Origin of the sequence: Streptomyces camelliae (assembly GCF_027625935.1) — a bacterium.
Taxonomy (GTDB): domain Bacteria; phylum Actinomycetota; class Actinomycetes; order Streptomycetales; family Streptomycetaceae; genus Streptomyces; species Streptomyces camelliae.
This window is the reverse complement of the sequence record NZ_CP115300.1, coordinates 1,026,356-1,044,158: the sequence shown is the minus strand read 5'-3', so window position 1 is coordinate 1,044,158 and position 17,803 is coordinate 1,026,356. Positions and strand designations below refer to the sequence as shown.

The window sequence follows — 17,803 nt, the reverse complement described above, 5'->3', positions numbered from 1 at the left end:
CGTGCGTGGACTGTTTCGGAAGCCGAAGCCGGTGGCGGCGGACGGGTTCATCTCGCGGCGGTACGCGAGGTGGTGCATGCGTCGGACCGGGCCCCGCCGTGGGCATGGAGGTAGGCCAGGACGTCGCAGACGGACTGGCCGAGGACCTGGTTGTGGCCCGCACCAGGGTAGGTGCGGTAGAGGACGGCGGACGAGCCCAGGCGACGAAGGTGTGCAACGACCGCGTCGGTCCAGGCCGGCGGCACGTCCTGGTCGGCCCTGCCCTGGATGACCAGCGCGGGGACGGGCACGGCGGAGCGGTCCGGGTCGCCGTAGGCGCCCATCCGCTCGCCCATCTGCCGCATCTGCTCCGCGCTCAGCGGCAGCATCCGCTCGGTGGCCAGGCCGTTGAGCACGGGATCGCTGTCCGTCACGCAGTCGGCGAGGACGTGGGAGGCGGTCGCTGCGGCCGCGGGACCCAACAGCGAACGCAGATTCACCGAGGGGTCGATGGCGGCCAGTCCCGCCAGGGAGTAGAACGCGAAGGACAGTTCGCTGGGCACGTGAGAGGTTTTCACCCCGGCGAGCATCGCCTCCAGGTGGCTGGCCGGCGCGACGGCGACCACCGCGCCGAGGCGCTGCGTAGCCGTCGGACGCCGGGCATGGGCGGCGAACAGCGCGGCCTGGCCCCCCTGTGAGTGCCCCACCGCGAACCACACCGGCGACAGGCCGGGCACGAGCCGGCCGGCCGCGGTGACGATGTCGGCGACGGCGTTGCCCTCGTCCGCGCCGACCAGGTAGGTGTGCACCGCAGGGGTGCCCAGCCCGGGGTAGTCCGAGGCAGCGACCGCGTAGCCGGCGCGAAGGAACGCGCGAAGCTCCTGAGCGAAGGCGTCCGCGCCCAGATTCGCTGATTGGGAGGGAGCGCAGGCGTCGGCCACGCCGGTCGTTCCGTGTGCCCAGGACACCACCGGCCAACCGCCCCTGGGCGCGGCACCGGGTGGCAGCAGCACCGTGCCACTGACCGGAATGTCCGCGCCCCGGGCGTTGGTCGAGTGATAGAGCACCGTCCAGCGCCGCGCGCCCTCCAGTCGCGCATCGGGGCCGTGGTCCGTCGAGGCGATCAGTGAGCCCGGCACTGCGGCCGGCAGCGGATCGGGCACCTGGTAGGTGTGGCCCACCATGGTCACTCCCGGCGGCATGCGCCGGTCCGAGGTGTCAACCGTCCCGGTGATGTCCCCCTGGTGTGAGAAGGCACAGCTGCCTCCCACCGCGGTGAGCGCGGCGGCGAACACGGCGGCGCACAGGCGGCCCGCCCGGCGGCGGCGCGGCACTCTGCCGGCACGAGTCACCAGGAGGTGGAGCAGGCTCTGGATCCGCACGGGTGGAGACCCCTTCCAGCGAACGTGTTCTGCCTCACCCTGGCATCACTCTCCATCAACGCGCCTGTGGAGATCCGCCGTCCGAGGCGCCGGCCGCGCCTGCTCCGCCTGCGGCGGAGCCCACGTCTCGACGGGCTTGCGCCGTCGGTGACCGCGGCTGATCCGCGCACTGCTCATGCTGTCCACGAGCACCGCAGCCAACTGCGCACCGGCAACGCCGCCCGCGGCATGGTTGCCGGCTCCGCAAGACCTCTCCGAATCTGGAGATATCATCATAAAAGTCGGCAAGTCTCCTCGACTCACCGCGTTGAAGATGGCACCGTAATGGCGCGTGAGGCCGACCGAAACCAGACAAACCGACCGCTGGGTGCGCTGGCGGCTTCTGCTGGCCAGCGCCACCATGCTCTTCGTCGAGCTGGCGCTGATCAGATGGGCGGGCGCCAACGTCGTCCACCTCAGCTACTTTTCGAACTTCATCCTGCTGGGGTCGTTCCTGGGCATCGGCATCGGGTTCCTGATCCCCGCCGCGCGCGGGCAGTGGCTCGCACGCTGGGCACCGGTTCCGCTCGCGCTTCTCGTCGTTCTGGTACGCGAATTTCCGGTGCAGGTGCGTCAGAGCAGCGGCCAGATCATCTACTTCACCGCCGTGAAGACCACCGGCTTCCCCGAGTGGGTGACGCTGCCGGCCATCTTCCTGCTCACCGCGGCGATCATGGCTGCGATCGGCAAGATCGCCGCCGATCTCTTCCGCCGGCTTCCCTCGCTCGACGCCTACCGTTACGACCTGCTCGGCAGCATCATCGGCTCGGTGGCCTTCGCCCTGGTGTCCTGGCTCCGCGCTCCCTCGGTCGTATGGGGCGTACTCGCCGCCGCGGCCCTGCTGATCCTCGGCGGACGGCGCAACACCCTGCGGTACGGCGTCCCGCTCACGGCGATGGTCGCCGCGCTGTTCGTGGAGACGGCGACAGCCGGCATCTCCTGGTCGCCCTACTACAAGGTCCAGCTCACGCCCGTGCCGTCCACCGCCGGGGGATACCGCATCTCCGCCAACGGTGTCCCGCACCAGAGCATCGCGCCGCTCCCGGTGCTGATGCGCAAGAACTCGCCCTATCGGCAGCCGTACGACCGCACGCCCGGCAACCCGCACAAGCGCGTGCTGGTCATCGGGGCCGGCAACGGCAATGACGTCGCGGTCGCCCTGGCACACGGAGCGCAGCATGTGGACGCGGTCGAGATCGATCCCCGGTTGCAGCAGATCGGCGCACAGCTGCACCCGGCGAAGCCGTACGACGACCCCCGGGTGCACGTCCACATCAATGACGGACGGGCTTTCCTGGAGCGGACGAACGCCAAATACGACCTCGTCGTCCTGGCGCTGCCGGACTCGCTGACGCTGGTGGCCGGGGCGAGCAATCTGCGCCTGGAGAGCTACCTGTTCACCCGGCAGGCGTTCGAGGCCGCGCGCGATCATCTGGCGCCGAACGGCGCGTTCGCCATGTACAACTACTACCGGACGAGCTGGCTGGTCGACCGCTTCGCCGGCTCCCTCGATGACATCTACGGCCATGCCCCCTGCATGACGACGTTCGGCAAGAACGCGGCCGTGCTGGTGGCCGGGATGACGACCGCCGACCAGTCGTGCGAGCGGACCTGGCAGCCCAGCGGCGCGGTCCCGGCGGCCGCGAGCGACGACCACCCGTTCCCGTATCTGCTGCACCGGACCATTCCCACGCTCTACCTGGGCGCGCTGGGCGCGATCCTGCTGGTGACGCTCCTTGCGGTGCGCCTGACCGGAGTCCGGATCCGAAGCACGGTCCGCTACACCGACATGTTCCTGATGGGCGCGGCCTTCATGCTGCTCGAAACGAAGAACGTGATCGGCTTCGCGCTCTACTTCGGTACGACCTGGCTGGTCAACGCCCTGGTCTTCATCGGTGTCCTGCTCGCCGTCCTCGCGGCGGTCGAGGTCCGGCGCCGGCTGCGGCGGGTCAACCAGCCGGCGCTGCAGCTCCTGCTCTTCGGCACCCTCGCGGTGGCGTGGCTCGTCCCGGCGCACGCGGTGCTCGCGCTGCCCTTCGCCGGACGGCTCGCCGCCGCCATCGCCCTGGCCTTCGCCCCCATCTTCTGCGCCAACCTCATCTTCTCGGACCGCCTCGCGCTCGCCGCGGATCCGACATCCGCGTTCGGCGCGAATCTGCTGGGCGCGCTGACCGGGGGCGCGCTCGAATATCTGGCGCTGGTGACGGGCTATCAGGCGCTGCTGCTGGTCGTCGCCCTGCTGTACCTGGGAGCGTGCCTCGCCATGCGCATCGCAGGGCGCGGGCCGGGCGCGCAGTCGCCCCCGGTGCCCGACGAGACGGTGGCCGTCAACAGCCGGTAGATCAACGACTGGGCAGAAGGCCTACGGCTTCTGCACGTTGCTCACAACATCGCGGCGGAAGGCTTCGACCGTCACTGCCGGAGATGGGCCAGAGTGCGGGAGTTCCAGCGGGGCGCGGTGCGGCTGCACGTGCTGGGGGCGTCGCGCCGTCGGAACACCGCGATTCGATTCAGCAGAAGTCGGAGATCCGGCGGCCGGCCCGGCTGCCGGATGCCTCGCCGCCGACCTTCTGACACCAGTCCACGGAGAAAACCTGGAGCGCCCGGGAGGAGGCTGCCCGGGCGGGATTCCGACTGAACCGGATCACGCCGGGTACCGCTCGCTTCGCTGCTTCTGCCGGGCTACCGCCCCCGGTACAGCCGGTCGAGGTCGACGAGGAGCACATGTCCGTTGGCTTCGGCCTCGCGGAGCCCGGAGGTGAAACCGGCGCCGCTGTAGCAGGCGGGTCGGGTGTGGGTGACGTCCTCACCGCGGGCGGCGAGCAGGTCGAGGAGGTGCCGTAGATGTTCCAGGTGGTGCAGGTCCATGACCTCGTCCCAGCGTGCCATTCCCACCGACAGCAGAGCTCCGGAACGGGTGTCGGCCGGGCCGCGTACGGCCACCTCCACGTGTGCGTCGGGGCCACCACCATCGCGCGCCGGGTCGGGAAGCGAGCCATGGGCTGCCGTCGCGGGGCGCGCGCCGAAGACGGCAGGATCGGCGAAGTCCATGACCCAGTCCCGGCAGATCTGGGCGAAATGGGGGCCGGCGACCGCGGAGTCGAAGACGGGACGTACGCGCTGCCAGACCTCGGCGGCGTCCTGCTGCTCCAGCTCCGAGGCCGAGCGGTAAGGCCAGATGGCCGCGTGTTCGAAGGCCAGCAGCGGCTCGGTGATGCGCAGCCCGATCAGGTTCGGGCGGAAGGCGTCGGGCCCGCCGTGCAGCAGACCGTTGTCCCGCAGGAGCGTCAGACAGCGGACAACGTCGGTGAGCGGAGCGCCGAGGTGCTCCGCGACCTCGCCCTGTGTCGAGCAGCCCGAGGCGATGGCGGCGAGCGCGGAGTGGCACAGCGCGCGGTCCCAGTGGTCGGTCTCCTCCTGCAGCAGGTGATGTGCCTCCAGAAACAGGGGAGTCTGGGGGCACAGCACCGTTCCGCACACCCATGCGTCGAAGTCGTCCAGCTCGCCGGGGACGTGCGCTCCGATGTAGCGCCGGTAGGCAGGGGTTCCGCCGACGACGGCATGGACCAGCAGGGCGAGGCCGGGGTCGTCGATGTTCCAGAACCGCGCGGCCTGTCGGTAGTCCAGCGGACCAAGGGTGAGTTCCAGGTTGGTCAGCTCGCGCAGTGGTGAGGCAGCGCCGAACAGTCGGCGCATCACCGGCAGGGTGCTGCCGCTCAGCAGCAGGCGGGCACGGTTGTCCCGGCCCGTGTCGCGCAGCCGCTGGTAGGCGCTGTGGATGGCGGAGGGCAGCGGGGGACTCTGCCGGACGAGGTCAGGGAACTCGTCGACGATGATCGGGACAGGCCGCCGGTCTCCCAGCGCGAGCAGCGCGTCGATGGCGTCCTCCCAGCCATGCCAGTGGCTCGGCGGCGATGTGACCGTGTACCGGGCCATTTCGTCTCCGAGTCGGCGCAGGGACTCGGCCTGAGTCGCCGACTGCGCCCCGAAGTAGAAGCCGCCCAGGGCTGAGCTGAGTGCCTTCAGAAGGTGCGTCTTTCCCTGCCGCAGCCGTCCCGACACCACACCGAGGCCGGCCCCGGGCCGGGTGTCACAGGCGAACGCGGCGAGCGCGTCCCACTCGGCGTCGCGGTCGAACACCGTCTTCGGCTTCACGGGACGAGAGACGTCGGACGGCGACACGACTACTCCCCTCGCTCGGCAGCACTCCTGCCACCAGTACAACGGCGATTTCCGGACACCGCGACATGTGCGACCACCTACGGGCAGGGAACCTGCCCCGGGCCGAACACGCAGGCACGGCCCGGGGCGCTCCTCCTCCGCCACCTGCGGCGTCTCAGCTCGTCAGTTCCTGTTCAGTGCCTGGCGCTGTGCCGAGGGCCGCCTGGCTTTACTGCAACGGCGGCCGCACGGCGAAGCGGAAGCGCGGGCCGGCCCGATCCACGATGCGCCCGCCTTGGCGCTTCCGTCGTCGGGCTGGGTTCCGGAGCTGAACGAGCCTCCCGCTCGGCCGGCCTCAGGATGCCGTGTCGTCGACGGTGTAGTCGATCATCGGCCGGACGCTGACCACGCCGTCCACGCCCTTGGCGAGCGGTTCGGCGATTTGGGCGGTGCTGCGGTTCTCGACCTCGCCGCGCAGGGTGACGACACCTTCGTGAACCTGGACCTGCACCTCCATCCCGCCCAGCCGCAGCATCCCTTTCAGCACATCGTCGCGTATCTCCTCGCGTATCTCCTCGTCGGGGCGCAGGAAGACGCGGAGCAGGTCCGAGCGGCTGACGATGCCGATGATGTGGTCGGTCTCGTCCACGACCAGCAGCCGCCTGACTCGGTTGCGGTCCATCGTCCGGGCTGCCTGGGCGACTGGCCAGTCGGCGTGCGCGGTGACCACGGGGGTGGTCATGAGGCCGGCGGCGTTCTCCGCGCGTGCCTTGGCCTTCTCGTGCGGCCACCCGGGTGTTGCCTGGTCACCGTACTTGTCGGGCTGTTCGACCTGCTTGCGGAGCAGGTCGGTTTCGGATACCAGCCCCATGGGCGCACCATGCGTGTCGGCCACGGGGACGGCGCTGAGGCCGTGGGTGGACAGAACGGAGGTGATCTCTTTGAACGGGGTGTCAGGGCGGACGGTCACGACATCGCGTGTCATCACTTCGCTGACGGTGCTGTGCTGGGCGGTCATTGTCGCAGCTCCTTCCTGCGTGTGCATCGCGCAGTGGACGCTGACCTGCGAGCCTCTCTATCCACTGTGCTCCTTTTGCGTCCGGTCGCTCCCCGGGCCGATGGTCCCGAATGTCGGCGACGTTCCCGGGGGATGCGGAGGACGGCCACCTTCACAGGACTGCCTTCGGGAACGCCGGTCCGACTCAGCGACGAGGTACTCCGCTTCCCGCGGTTTCCGGGGCAGTCGACGATGGGCCAGCCCGTCGTTTTCTGCCGATGCCGGGGCCAGCCCCGTCACCCGCATCGGCTACCCGGGAAGAGTCCGTGGCGCGGTGATGACCAGGAGGTTGCGCGCGGCGTCCGAATTCAGGTAGTCACGCAGACGGCCTCGACGAAGTGACCAACCTGTTCCTCCGGCAGGCGGCATGCGGGGTCGACCTCGCCGATCATGCCTACGAGGCGGTGGTTTTCGATGACCGGCAGCCGCCGGATCCTGTGCTCCTCCATGACCTGAAGGACACGGTCACTGTCGGCGTCCGCGTCGATCGTGACCGGCTTGCCCTGCTCCAGCTGCCCTGCGGTCATGGACCGTGGGTCCTTCCCCTTGGCGAGGCACTTCACCACGATGTCACGGTCGGTGATGATCCCGTGCAGGCGGTCGTCCTCCCCGCAGATCGGCAGGGCTCCAACGTCCAGCTCCTTGATCCTGCGCGCTGCGTCCCCCAGTGTCTCGCTCTCCTGGATGCAGGTGGCGCCGGCGTGCATGATGTCCGCGCAGTGGTCATGGCCGGCCCCTAAGAATGTTGGCGGTCCGACGGTCCTCCGTTTCCACGGCTTCCGACACCGCTTTGAGCCAGATGTCGCGCTGTGGATGGCCCAAGCTTGTCCGTGCGGCCCCTGCTGCCACCCACCCCCGCGGAGACCGTGCCTCGCGCTACCCGACGCCGTGGCAGCCTGGCGCCGCATACAGGCGGCGCTGGGCTGTTCCCGCCTGCGGTGTGCCCGGTCACTGCGTCTCCCGGTGCGGCTGCCCGAACGGGGCTTCGTGTGCCGGACGGGTCTCGATCACGCATCCGGGACCGGGAAAGATCTCTGTCTCGTGACCGTCTTCGTAGCGCACCCGGTAGGGCGGTTCGCCGTTCTGGCCAAGCACTGTCAAGACGGTGGCGTGGTGTTCGGGGGATCCCACGGCCCTGCCGGTGAACCGCAGCACGTCACCTTCATGCGCCTTCATCGTGGCTGACCTCGCTCCCTGCCATCATTCCCTGCCTTCGTTCAGGATGACCCCGGGAGGTGCCTGGCGCAGAAGGGGCCGTTCGGGCACCTCCGGCCGGCCATCGGGCCCGTGACCAGGTCGGCGCCCGACGTCCCACGGTTCGTGCGGCGAGCGGCACGGTTCGTGAGGCAGGCGCATCCTGGAGTTGGAAAGCCGCGGCACGCCAACCCGAACGTGTCCTGATACGGCGGCATCCCGGGCGTGGCACGTGGCGCCGACGGCCCACTTGGAAGTGATCATGAGACTTTCCTTCCTGGAACCTCTTTACACGCAGTCCGGTCCTTTCGCGTCCGTCTACCTGGACACGTCCCGCGACGCCGCCATCGAGGATCCCGATGCCGCCATAGAATTGCGCTGGCGGCATCTTCGGGACGCACTGATGTCCGAGGGAGCGGACCGGGACTCCATCACCGCGGTGGCGGGCACCGTGGGCAGCGACGCGGACGTTCCCGGCACCCACGGTCAGGCCGTTTTCACCGCCCACGGACACCTGGCCCTGCTGGACGAGTTGCCCGCACCGCCCGCACGGGATATTGCGCACTTCGGAACGCTGCCCGACACCATGCCGCTGATCGTCCAGCACGCGCCCGGTATCCCGTACCTGGCCGTGCACGTGCATTACGGCGGCCGTCACTCGACGGACGCCACCGGCACCGTGCGGATCGAGGCCGAGGCGGGCACATGGCCGCTGACCAAGGTCACGCCGGGCCACCGGCTGGACGAGGAGATCCCAGTCGCCGACTGGCCCCGCGCCGCCGGAGAGGTCGGCCGGGAGCTGGAAGGTCACGCGCGGCGCATCGACGTCGAGACGGTGGTCGTCGCCGGAGACGTCTGGGCCCGCGGCATCCTCATCAACCGGCTGCCGGCCTCCCTGCGCGGACAGGTCACCACCGTCGAGGGCGTCGGCGAGTCCGAGCCCGGGCGGGCACTGATGGAGCAGCGACTCGAAAGCCTCTTCAAAGGGCGCATGGCCACGCACGACCGGGCACTGCTGGACGCCCTCCTCGCCGAGCGGGCCCGCGACGGGGCGTTCGCGGAAGGCCTTGCGCCCGCCGTGTCGGCGCTGCAACGCGGCAGGGTCAAGGCCCTCTTCCTCAACGACCACCCCGAGTCACCGTTCCGCTTGTGGGCCGGCCCGGAACCCGGTCAACTCGCCCTCACCGAAAACGAACTGCGCTCCTATGGCATACGGGAGGTCAGCGAGGAACGGGCCGACGCGGCCCTGGCCCGTGCCCTCGTCGGCACGAGGGCCGAACTGGTCGTGGTGCCCGAGCAGGAGCTGTGGCTGAGCGAGGGCGTGGGCGTACTTCTGCGTTACGCCGACCCCGCATCCGGCGAGTGAACAGGCTTCCGGGATGCGGCTCAACGCCGGTTCTCCGGCCCGGTGTTCAAGGTTGTACCCACAGCTGGTCGTGCCGTGGAACGGTGGTGCCGCCACCGGCCCGCACGGCTTCCACCACCGCTTGGTGCAGGTCTCGGCTGCCCTGCCGAGAAGGACAGGGCACCGGGCTTCCGGTCAGCGTGAACCACTGGGAGGTGCCGCTGTACTGGACCTTGACCACGGCCTGCTTGCCGTCCCAAGTGGTGTGCACGGTCAGGTCCCCGGTGATGATCCCGGCCTCGTCGGTATGCACGCCCCCCTGCCCCGTGAACACGCCTGTCGTCGTCCATGATGTCTGGACCATGGCGCCTTCAGCCTTCCTTCGTGAATGCGGAGGTCTCTTTCTTTCCGGCAGTCCTGCTTCCCGGTGCTTTGGGCCCACCCGGCTCAGACCGGGGCGGAGCTGCCGCTTCCCACCGGTTCCCTGCGTGTTTGCAGTTCCGGTGGAGACGTCACGGTGCTCCGTCCAGCTTCCTCTCCGACGAACCGGGCCAGAGCTCGGGCGCTTTCGAGGAACTGGGCGGGGAAGACGATGGTGGAGTTCTTCTCCGCGGCGATCTCCGCGAGGATCTGGAGGTTGCGCAGTTGCAGGGCGATCGGGTGCTCGCTGATGACGTCGGCCGCCTCGGCGAGACGGTCGGCGCTTAAGGCCTCCCCCTCGGCGGCGATGATCTTGGCGCGCTTCTCGCGTTCGGCCTCGGCCTGGCGGGCCATGGCCCGCTGCATGCCCGGCGGCAGCTCGATGTCCTTCAGCTCCACCAGCAGGACGTAGATACCCCATTGCTGGGTGAGCCCGTCGAGGATGTCCTTGATCTGGCTGTTGAGGGTTTCGGTGTCGGTGAGGACCTGGTCCAGCAGGGAGCGGCCCACCACGTTGCGGACGGTGGTCTGGGCGATCTGGCTGATCGCGGAGGACACATCCTCGATCTCGACGATGGACTTCACCGGGTCGACGCGGCGGAAGTAGGCGACCGCGGCCACGCCGATGGAGACGTTGTCCCGGGTGATGACCTGCTGGGACGGAATCGGCATGGTGACCGTCCGCAGGGTGACCTTCCACAGACGGTCCACCAGGGGAATCATGAACCGGATGCCCGGGTCCCGCACACTCCGGAGTTTTCCGAAGCGGAACACGACACCGCGCTGGTACTGCCGGACGATCGCGACGCCGAGGTTTGCCACGGGACTCACCTCCTGGGGTTCTTGCTCCCATCGTGGCTCGGCCGGTGCCGCCCTGGCCCGGGCCACCAGTCCCCTCGCCAGGGCCCGATCGGCCCCGGCGTACCCGTCGTTCTTGTCCGGGGCGTCGCGGGCCGCCCAGTCCATGAACGTCGGCCGGACGGAATGGGACGAGCGGAACGCCTCAGTGCCCCAGATCCGGCCTCCGCGATGCGCTACGGGACGAAGGCGACTTGCGCAACCCCTTCTTTCAGTTCGACCGCTTCGGTGAAGGTAGGTCAGGCCCCGCCGGACCTGCACAGAGCTACGTGGGGCAGATGACATCGCCTCGGCGAGACTGTCGTTCGGCGCCGCCACCGGGCCGCCTGGCGCACCAGAGGCGGGTGTGTCATGACGGGGCCGGCTGTGTGCGCGGGCGGATGACGGCCATGGGACACATGGAGTACTGGAGAAGGGCGTGGCTGACCGAGCCGAGGGCCAGTCCGCGGAAGCCGCCCCGACCGCGGGAGCCGACGACCAGAAGGTCGGACCGGTCGGAGGCACGGGCCAGGGCGACAACCGGTGATTCGTGTGCCAGCTCCTCCGTGACCTCGACATCCGGATACTCCTGGCGCAGCGGAGCGAGCGACTCCTCCAGTTCGCGCCGGTGTTCTGCGTCGGCTGCGTCCTGGGCAGGGCTGACCAGCGCCGGCCGCCCCCCGGGAGGGCACCAGGCGTACAGCGCCTGAAGCTGTGCACCGCGCAAGGACGCCTCCTTGAAGGCATACTCCACAGCGGCCTGGGAGTGAGCCGAACCGTCGACACCGACAGTGATGCGACCCTGGTCGAGGGGGACGTGGTTGACGACGACCACCGGGCTCGCGGCATGTCCGACGACCTGCAGGGCGACCGAGCCGAGCATCATGGTCCCGAAGCCTCCTCTGCCCTTGGCACCCAGAGCCACGGCCTGCGCCCGCTCGGACTCGGAGAGGAATGCGACCGCCGGCGTGCCATCGACCTCGGCTGAGGTCACCTCCAGCTCGGGGTGGGCTTGCTGGGCGATCGCGGTGGCCTCACTCACGATCCGGAAATCCGGCACGGGACCAGGCTCGAAGGAGCGCACATGGACGATGCGCAGCGGGCAGTGGTGCAGTGATGCCTCTTTCGCAGCCCACAGCAGGGCCCGCAGGCTGCGCCCGGAGCCGTCGACCCCGACCACGATCGGATCAGTCATTTCCTCTCCCGGGGATTCAGGCCGAACGCATTGGGCTCCGCCGGACCAAAGAGGTCCGCCGGGACAGCGGCGGATCCAGGTGCCGCCCTCCTCCGGCCGCCGCAGGTGGCCCACCGTGGAGCAGGCTCCCTTCCGCTCCCTTCCACCGTCCCGCATGCGCACTGTGCGGGCATCCCGACGGGGCCGAGCGGAGCAATGCCGAACCGCACCGTCAGACCGCAACGGGGCTCACTCGCCCGCCGAGTCGTCCGGCAGCGGTGCACCAGGCCTGGGTCAGCGCGCGGTGGGCCAGGTCGAGGGCCTGGGCCTGTTCGCCTCGAAGGTGGAGAGGCGCACCGACGTGCACGTGCAGCCTCGGTCGGCGCAGCGCAGCGGTGAGCAGTCTCACCGCCTGTGCCACGGGCTGCCCGATGCCAGTGCGCGGGCTCCGGCCTGGCCGAGGGGCACGACGGGGGCGCCGGTCGTGTGCGCGAGCTGGACGAGGCCCGGGTGGAAGGGACGGGCGGGGCTTCTCGGGCGTCCTTGCGGTGCGGGAGACCGCCTCCCGGGTAGAGCAGGACGGACCGGCCCGCGGTCAGTGCGGCTTGGGCTCCTTGCAACGCTTGGGCGGCTCGTGGGTCGTGGCCGGTGATCGAGGAGGGGACCGCATCTCGGCCGGCGGAGGCTGATCGAGGGCGGAATCGAGGTCGATCTGTCGCCGCTGACCAGTGAGGCGGTGCCCGCCTACCATGCGGCCGACCCCGTCGACGTCCATGTCCCGCTGCTGCCGGCGCGCGATCTCGTCTTCAGCGGCACCACGTGTACCGAGGGCGAGGCCAGGGCCGTGGTCTTCGCGACCGGCATGCACACCGAACTCGGTGCGTATCGCGGCGCTCTCCGAGCGTGTCGAACGGGAGAGCAGCCCGCTGGAGGCGCAGGTCCCGCGGGTGGCGTGGCTGATCGCGGTGATCGCGGTGGGCATGAGGTGGCGGTCCTGCCACTGGCCATGTTCGCGGCGAAGCTGCCGTTCCACGACGCGGTCGTCGTCGCCGTCGGCCTGCTGGTCGGCAACGTGCCCGAGGGACTGCTACCGGTGATCACGCCGGCCCTGGCGCTGGGCGGTCGTCAAACGCCTCAGCGCGGTGGAGACGCTCGGCTCCACGGACGTGATCTGCACCTTCGGCGGTCAGAGTCGGCGGCCGCCCAGCCTGGCTGTGGATCAGGCGTCGGCCGCGAGGGCGGTCAGGACCGAGGTGAGCAGGGCGCCGTCGGCGATCACGTCGCGCTCCTGCTCCGGCAGCCGGACCTGGATGGTGCGGCCGCCGGGCCCCAGGTCGTCCAGCACGGCGGGAGAAGGTGGAGCGGACTGCGGAAGATCTCGACACCACTATCAAGGTCATTCAGTCCGTGATCTTCGAGTCGCGCGCGTCAGGGGAGAACCCGCAGAATCAGGGCCGCAGCGCCCGGTGACCGCGATGAGCACGCTGCGCCTGGGCCGCCGGGCCGCCAAGATGTCGCATCGCCCAGGGCGAGTGCCACGGCCACCGTGTGTCCGCGGCCGTCTCAGCTGCGCTCGACGGTGAGTTTCAGGAAATGGGTGGAGCAGGAGATGCACGGGTCGTGGTTGCGGATCGCTCTCTCGCACAGGGCGGTCAGCTCGGCCTCTGTGGGCTCACCACTGCCGAGGCGCTCCTCGACCAGGCGGCGCAGGTCCTCCTCGATGGCACCCTGGTTCTGCGCGGTCGGCGGGACGAGGCTCGCATCGGTGAGTGTGCCGTTGGCGTCGAGGGTGTAGCGGTGGTACAGCAGCCCGCGGGGCGCCTCGGTGGCTCCATGGCCGGTGGCGGCGCGAGGCGGCACGTCGAGGTAGGGGTGTGGCGGCGGCTCGTAGGCGTCGATGATGCGCAGTGCCTCGTCGACCGCGTAGAGCACCTCGACCGCCCGGACGATGATGCTGCGGAACGGGTTGCGGCACACCACGCCCTCGCGCGGGTCGCCGAGCCCGGCGTCCTGAGCTGCCTGCACAGCGATCGTCGAGAGTCGGCCTCCGCTGATCGCATAGCGAGCGAGGGAGCCTGTCAGATGGCGGCGCCCATCGAGCAGCGAGTGCAGTGCGGTCGAATGCGGCACCTGGGTCTCCACCACGTGCTCGCCGAAGGTGCGCACGCCGAAGGTACGGGTGGGCAGCGCCCGGTCGTGGTCGGCGGGCAGCCCGGCCGCGCTCGGGGCGGTCATCGCGGTCGGGGTGCCCGATTCGATGGCGTAGGTGCCGGGTTCGGCGAGGGCCAGCAGTTCGTTGTCGCATCCGGCGTCGGGGAAGTCGAAGCCCGCGACCCAGCGCACGGTCTGCTCGGCGTCGTCGCGGGCCCGGCGCAGTCGCTCGGCGAGGGAGCGCAGTTCGGAGACGGCCGGGACGCGGTGGAAGCCGCCGAGGCGGACGTTGACGGGGTGGATCGCCCGGCCACCGAGGAGTTCGAGGATCGCGTTGCCGGCCTGCTTCAGGCGCAGGCCGCGTTCGACGTCCGCACGTCGGGTGCGTGCCAGGTCGATCGCGCTGTCAGCGCCGAGGAAGTCGGGTGCGTGCAGCAGGTAGATGTGCAGGGTCTGGCTCTCGATCCACTCGCCGCAGTACAGCAGTCGGCGCAGCGCGGCCAGTTGGCCGTCGACGACGACCCCGCAGGCGTCCTCGACGGCACGGCAGGCGCTCAGCTGGTAGGCGATCGGGCAGATCCCGCACACCCGTGAGGTGATGTCGGGCGGTTCGGTGTAGGAGCGCCCGCGCAGGAACGCCTCGAAGAAGCGCGGGGGTTCGTAGATCTGCAGCCGGGCCTGGTCGACCTCGCGTGCGCGCAGGATCAGATGCAGGGCTCCCTCGCCCTCGACGCGGGCGAGGGAGCCGACGCGCAGTACCTTGGACTGGCGATGTGTCACCCGTGCTGTTCCTTCCGCGAGGCCGCGTCGAACTCGGGGGCGGCGGTGTTGAACGTGCGCAGCACCCGCACCACATCGAGGGTGTCCATCCCGTCGCGGCGCAACAGCGGGACAAAGGCGGGGAAGTTGGTGGAGCCGGACGGGCCGAAGCACCCGTAGCAGCCGCGCCCGTACGCGGGGCACAGCGCGCCGCAGCCGGCGTGGGTGACCGGGCCGAGGCAGGGTGTGCCGTGGGCGACGGTCACGCACACGGTGCCGCGCCGTTTGCACTCGAAGCAGACGCTGTGTGCCGGGACGTCCGGGGTGCGGCCGGCGAGGTAGGCGGTGATGACCTCGATCAGCTGGCCGCGGTCGATCGGGCAGCCGCGCAGTTCGAAGTCGACGGGGACGTGGGCGCTGATCGGGGTGGAGGTGGCCAGCGTCTGGATGTAGTCGGGCCTGGCGTAGACGACGGAGCGGAACTCGGCCACGTCGGCGTAGTTGCGCAGCGCCTGGACACCACCGGCGGTCGCGCAGGCGCCGATGGTCACCAGACGGCGCGAGACCTCGCGGATGTACCGGATGCGCTCGACGTCCTGCCCGGTCGTGACCGAGCCCTCGACCAGCGACAGGTCGTACGGTCCGGGCCCGGGGCCACTCGATGCCTCCAGGAAGTAGGAGATACGCAGCTGGTCGGCGATGCCGAGGAGTTCGTCCTCGCAGTCGAGCAGGGTGAGCTGACAGCCGTCGCAGGAGGCGAACTTCCACACCGCGAGCTTGGGCCGTCCGGTGTCCTGGCCGGCTTCCTCGGTCATCTCACAGCTCCCGTACCGCGAGGAGGGACTGGGCGCGGCTCCAGCTGACAATGGGACCGTCGCGGCACAGCAGCAGCGGGCCGAGCTGGCAGTGGCCGCAGTGGCCGGTGCCGCAGTGCATGGTGCGCTCCAGCGACACCCGGATCCGGTCCGCATCGAGTCCCCGGTGGACCAGGTCGCGGGCGGTGGCCCGGATCATCACCTCCGGGCCGCAGACGAACGCCGCGCTCCCGCACGGGTCGAACGCCGCCCGCTCCAGCAGCGTGGTGACCACGCCGACGTCACCCGTCCACTCCGCGTCCGGGCGATCGACGGTGACCAGGACCCGGGCACCGCCTGCCTGCCAGTCGGTCACCTCTCCGGCGTAGAGAAGGTCGCGCGGCATGCGTGCGCCGATCAGGACATTCAGCTGCCCGTATCGCTCGGGCGCGGCGAGCGCGTCGAGCACCACCGGTCGCAGCGGCGCCATTCCGATGCCGCCTGCCACCACCAGCAGATCCCTCCCGGTGGCGGCGGGCAGCTCCCAGCCGGTGCCGAACGGACCGCGCACGCCCACCGTCTCGCCGGGCCGTACCCGTTGCAGCGCGCCGGAGATCGCCCCGACGGCCCGGATGGTATGGGTGAGGCGCCGGCCGTCGATCCCGCAGACCGACACCGGAATGTCGCCGACGCCGAACGCGTAGACCATCGCGAACTGGCCCGGGGCGAACGGCGGCAACGCCACGCTCACCGGCTCCAGCACGATCGTCGCGACGTCTGGCGCCTCGACCCTGCCCTCGACCACCCGGTACGGCAGGGGGACCCCGGCGGGGCGCACCGCCACCGAGGGGTCGGTCACGACGTCTCACCACCCCGCGGGGCCGCTCCGCCGCCGGGCGGCCGGTACAGGTCGAGCAGTCGGATCCGGCAGGCCCGCAGCCGCCGTCCGATCGCCACCGACGCGACGCAGTGGGTGACCGCCAGCCCGAATGCGGGATCCTCCTCGATCGCCGCGCGCACCTGTTGCGCTTCGAACTCGTACGCCTCCACCAGGTCACGGGCGGTCGCGCCCAGGTGCCAGCGGTACGGCTCGAACAGCCAGGACCAGCCGAGGAGTTCGCCCTCACCGAGGGTCTCCACGACCACCGTGCCGCGGCCCGGGTCGTGGACGTCGAGGGCGACATGCCCGCGGCGCAGGAGCCAGAACCGGTCAGCGGGGTCGTCCTCGTCGAAGATGCGGGTGCCGACGGGGAAGGACCTTGGGCGGGCGAAGGAGAGCAGCCGCTCACGGTGGCCGGTGGACAGTGCGCCGAGAAAACCGTGGCCGACGGTCGTCATGACGCCGCCTCCTGCGACGTGGCCGCCCGCTCGTCGTTCAGGGCGTGGGCTTCCTCGGTGATGTCGATGCCCACGGGGCACCACACGATGCACCGCCCGCAGCCGACACACCCCGAGCTGCCGAACTGGTCGTACCAGGTGCCGAGTTTGTGGGTGCACCACTGCCGGTAGCGGCTGCGCGAGGACGCGCGCACCGGACCGCCCGGCAGATGCGTGAAATCCACATCGAAGCAGGACTCCCACCGCTGCCACCGCTCGGCGTGCTCCCCGGTGAGGTCGGTGACCTCCTCGACGGTGGTGCAAAAGCACGTCGGACACGCCATGGTGCAGTTCCCGCACGTCAGGCAACGTGCGGCGACGTCGTCCCAGCGGTCGGCCTGAAGCGTCTCGCGCATCAGCACCTGCAGGTCCACCGGCGGCATCGTGCGACCCATGCGGCCCGCGGCCTGGGCGACCCGCTCGCGCGCCGCCGTCTCGGTCGTGGCGTCCGCCGGGCGGCGCGGCAACCGGGCCAGCACCGCCTCCCCCTCGGCGCTGCCGGCCCGTGCGAGGAAGCGGTGCCCCTCGTCGTCGATCACTTCGGTCAGGGCCAGGTCGTAGCCGTCACCCACGGCCGGCCCGGTGCCCATGGACACGCAGAAGCACGTGGCGCCCGGCTCGGTGCATTCCACCGCCACCAGGAAAGCCCGCTCGCGCCGCCCGCGGTAGGCCCGGTCGGCGTACCGGCCACCGGTGAGCACCCTGTCCTGCACCGCGATGGCCCGCAGATCGCACGGCCGCACCCCCAGGAACGCGTACGACGGCGGCGTCGTGTCGTCCTCGGCCATCACCAGCGTGCCGTCGGCGCGCCGCTCGGCGCTCCACTGTCGTACCCGCTGGGGATGCAGGAACGTCTTCCACGACTGCGGGCCCGCGCTGTGCGCGAACGCGGCACCGTCCTCGCGCGGCCTCAGCCGGTAGTGGCCGGCCTCCACCTCGACCCCCCAGCCGTAGGGGAGCTCGTCACCACCGGAGATCTCCGCCAGCACGATCGCGTTGTCGCGCACGGTCGGACCGATGACGGTACGGCCACGTCCGGCCAGGACGGCGATCAGGGCATCCACGCCGTCCTTACCGATCACCGCATGGGGGGCGGCATTCGCCATGGCCCACCTTCCAGCGCCGAGAACCAAC

Annotated in this window: 16 protein-coding genes and 1 pseudogene; 3 read left to right on the top strand and 14 right to left on the bottom strand. The window is 70.4% G+C overall.

All coding sequences use genetic code 11. The annotated features are described in order from the left end of the window. Nucleotides 1–47: 47 nt before the first annotated feature. Nucleotides 48–1,361, bottom strand: coding sequence for an alpha/beta hydrolase family protein (locus O1G22_RS04960; RefSeq protein ID WP_270080160.1), 1,314 nt, complete (start codon nucleotides 1,359–1,361; stop codon nucleotides 48–50). A gap of 331 nt (nucleotides 1,362–1,692) precedes the next feature. On the opposite strand from O1G22_RS04960, the gene O1G22_RS04955 reads away from it, so the two are divergent. Next, on the top strand, nucleotides 1,693–3,741 hold the full coding sequence (locus O1G22_RS04955; RefSeq protein ID WP_270080159.1) for a spermine/spermidine synthase domain-containing protein: 2,049 nt from the start codon (nucleotides 1,693–1,695) through the stop codon (nucleotides 3,739–3,741). A gap of 341 nt (nucleotides 3,742–4,082) precedes the next feature. Here the strand turns inward: O1G22_RS04955 and O1G22_RS04950 are convergent, their stop codons facing one another. From O1G22_RS04950 to O1G22_RS04935, 4 genes are all read right to left on the bottom strand, one after another. Next, complete coding sequence (locus tag O1G22_RS04950) at nucleotides 4,083–5,582, bottom strand: AAA family ATPase (RefSeq protein WP_270080158.1); 1,500 nt, start codon at nucleotides 5,580–5,582, stop codon at nucleotides 4,083–4,085. Nucleotides 5,583–5,916: 334 nt separating this feature from the next. Further along, nucleotides 5,917–6,579: a CBS domain-containing protein gene (locus O1G22_RS04945; protein WP_270080157.1), complete on the bottom strand. Its 663-nt coding sequence runs from the start codon at nucleotides 6,577–6,579 to the stop codon at nucleotides 5,917–5,919. A 347-nt stretch (nucleotides 6,580–6,926) separates the two neighbouring features. Continuing rightward, a complete protein-coding gene (locus O1G22_RS04940; RefSeq protein ID WP_270080156.1) occupies nucleotides 6,927–7,325 on the bottom strand; it encodes a CBS domain-containing protein in 399 nt (132 codons plus the stop codon). 241 nt (nucleotides 7,326–7,566) lie between these two features. Next, complete coding sequence (locus O1G22_RS04935) at nucleotides 7,567–7,794, bottom strand: DUF1918 domain-containing protein (protein WP_270080155.1); 228 nt, start codon at nucleotides 7,792–7,794, stop codon at nucleotides 7,567–7,569. 280 nt (nucleotides 7,795–8,074) lie between these two features. Between O1G22_RS04935 and O1G22_RS04930 the strand changes: the two genes are divergently transcribed. After that, nucleotides 8,075–9,178: a baeRF2 domain-containing protein gene (locus O1G22_RS04930; RefSeq protein ID WP_270080154.1), complete on the top strand. Its 1,104-nt coding sequence runs from the start codon at nucleotides 8,075–8,077 to the stop codon at nucleotides 9,176–9,178. 46 nt (nucleotides 9,179–9,224) lie between these two features. On the opposite strand, the gene O1G22_RS04925 is transcribed toward O1G22_RS04930, so the two are convergent. From O1G22_RS04925 to O1G22_RS04915, 3 genes are all read right to left on the bottom strand, one after another. After that, on the bottom strand, nucleotides 9,225–9,521 hold the full coding sequence (locus O1G22_RS04925; protein ID WP_270080153.1) for a hypothetical protein: 297 nt from the start codon (nucleotides 9,519–9,521) through the stop codon (nucleotides 9,225–9,227). 83 nt (nucleotides 9,522–9,604) lie between these two features. Further along, a complete protein-coding gene (locus O1G22_RS04920) occupies nucleotides 9,605–10,399 on the bottom strand; it encodes a slipin family protein (RefSeq protein WP_270080152.1) in 795 nt (264 codons plus the stop codon). 385 nt (nucleotides 10,400–10,784) lie between these two features. Beyond that, nucleotides 10,785–11,609 carry a universal stress protein gene (locus O1G22_RS04915; RefSeq protein ID WP_270080151.1) on the bottom strand — a complete coding sequence of 275 codons (825 nt, stop codon included), beginning with the start codon at nucleotides 11,607–11,609 and terminating at the stop codon, nucleotides 10,785–10,787. Between the two features lie 715 nt (nucleotides 11,610–12,324). Between O1G22_RS04915 and O1G22_RS04910 the strand changes: the two are divergent. Then, nucleotides 12,325–12,411, top strand: a pseudogene (locus tag O1G22_RS04910) (hypothetical protein); the annotation flags it as partial. Nucleotides 12,412–12,807: 396 nt separating this feature from the next. Here the strand turns inward: O1G22_RS04910 and O1G22_RS04905 are convergent. From O1G22_RS04905 to O1G22_RS04880, 6 genes are all read right to left on the bottom strand, one after another. Then, on the bottom strand, nucleotides 12,808–12,933 hold the full coding sequence (locus tag O1G22_RS04905) for a hypothetical protein (RefSeq protein WP_270086697.1): 126 nt from the start codon (nucleotides 12,931–12,933) through the stop codon (nucleotides 12,808–12,810). Nucleotides 12,934–13,151: 218 nt separating this feature from the next. Continuing rightward, nucleotides 13,152–14,519 (bottom strand): Ni/Fe hydrogenase subunit alpha, encoded by a 1,368-nt coding sequence (locus tag O1G22_RS04900; RefSeq protein ID WP_270080150.1) that lies wholly within the window; start codon nucleotides 14,517–14,519, stop codon nucleotides 13,152–13,154. After that, a complete protein-coding gene (locus O1G22_RS04895) occupies nucleotides 14,516–15,313 on the bottom strand; it encodes an NADH-quinone oxidoreductase subunit B family protein (protein WP_270080149.1) in 798 nt (265 codons plus the stop codon). The genes O1G22_RS04900 and O1G22_RS04895 overlap by 4 nt, the downstream gene beginning before the upstream one ends. A 1-nt stretch (nucleotide 15,314) precedes the next feature. After that, nucleotides 15,315–16,151 (bottom strand): FAD/NAD(P)-binding protein, encoded by an 837-nt coding sequence (locus O1G22_RS04890; RefSeq protein WP_270080148.1) that lies wholly within the window; start codon nucleotides 16,149–16,151, stop codon nucleotides 15,315–15,317. Next, nucleotides 16,148–16,630: a cyclic nucleotide-binding domain-containing protein gene (locus O1G22_RS04885; RefSeq protein ID WP_270080147.1), complete on the bottom strand. Its 483-nt coding sequence runs from the start codon at nucleotides 16,628–16,630 to the stop codon at nucleotides 16,148–16,150. The genes O1G22_RS04890 and O1G22_RS04885 overlap by 4 nt, the downstream gene beginning before the upstream one ends. Beyond that, nucleotides 16,627–17,775 (bottom strand): 4Fe-4S dicluster domain-containing protein, encoded by a 1,149-nt coding sequence (locus O1G22_RS04880; RefSeq protein WP_270080146.1) that lies wholly within the window; start codon nucleotides 17,773–17,775, stop codon nucleotides 16,627–16,629. Before O1G22_RS04880 ends, O1G22_RS04885 begins: the two co-directional genes overlap by 4 nt. Between the last annotated feature and the right edge of the window lie 28 nt (nucleotides 17,776–17,803).

Bases quoted from the DNA above. Each gene is read 5' to 3' on its own strand.
- O1G22_RS04935 (WP_270080155.1), bottom strand. From the start codon at position 7,794: ATGAAGGCGCATGAAGGTGACGTGCTGCGGTTCACCGGCAGGGCCGTG.
- O1G22_RS04915 (WP_270080151.1), bottom strand. From the start codon at position 11,609: ATGACTGATCCGATCGTGGTCGGGGTCGACGGCTCCGGGCGCAGCCTG.
- O1G22_RS04940 (WP_270080156.1), bottom strand. From the start codon at position 7,325: ATGCACGCCGGCGCCACCTGCATCCAGGAGAGCGAGACACTGGGGGAC.
- O1G22_RS04945 (WP_270080157.1), bottom strand. From the start codon at position 6,579: ATGACCGCCCAGCACAGCACCGTCAGCGAAGTGATGACACGCGATGTC.
- O1G22_RS04895 (WP_270080149.1), bottom strand. From the start codon at position 15,313: ATGACCGAGGAAGCCGGCCAGGACACCGGACGGCCCAAGCTCGCGGTG.
- O1G22_RS04925 (WP_270080153.1), bottom strand. From the start codon at position 9,521: ATGGTCCAGACATCATGGACGACGACAGGCGTGTTCACGGGGCAGGGG.
- O1G22_RS04930 (WP_270080154.1), top strand. From the start codon at position 8,075: ATGAGACTTTCCTTCCTGGAACCTCTTTACACGCAGTCCGGTCCTTTC.
- O1G22_RS04880 (WP_270080146.1), bottom strand. From the start codon at position 17,775: ATGGCGAATGCCGCCCCCCATGCGGTGATCGGTAAGGACGGCGTGGAT.
- O1G22_RS04885 (WP_270080147.1), bottom strand. From the start codon at position 16,630: ATGACGACCGTCGGCCACGGTTTTCTCGGCGCACTGTCCACCGGCCAC.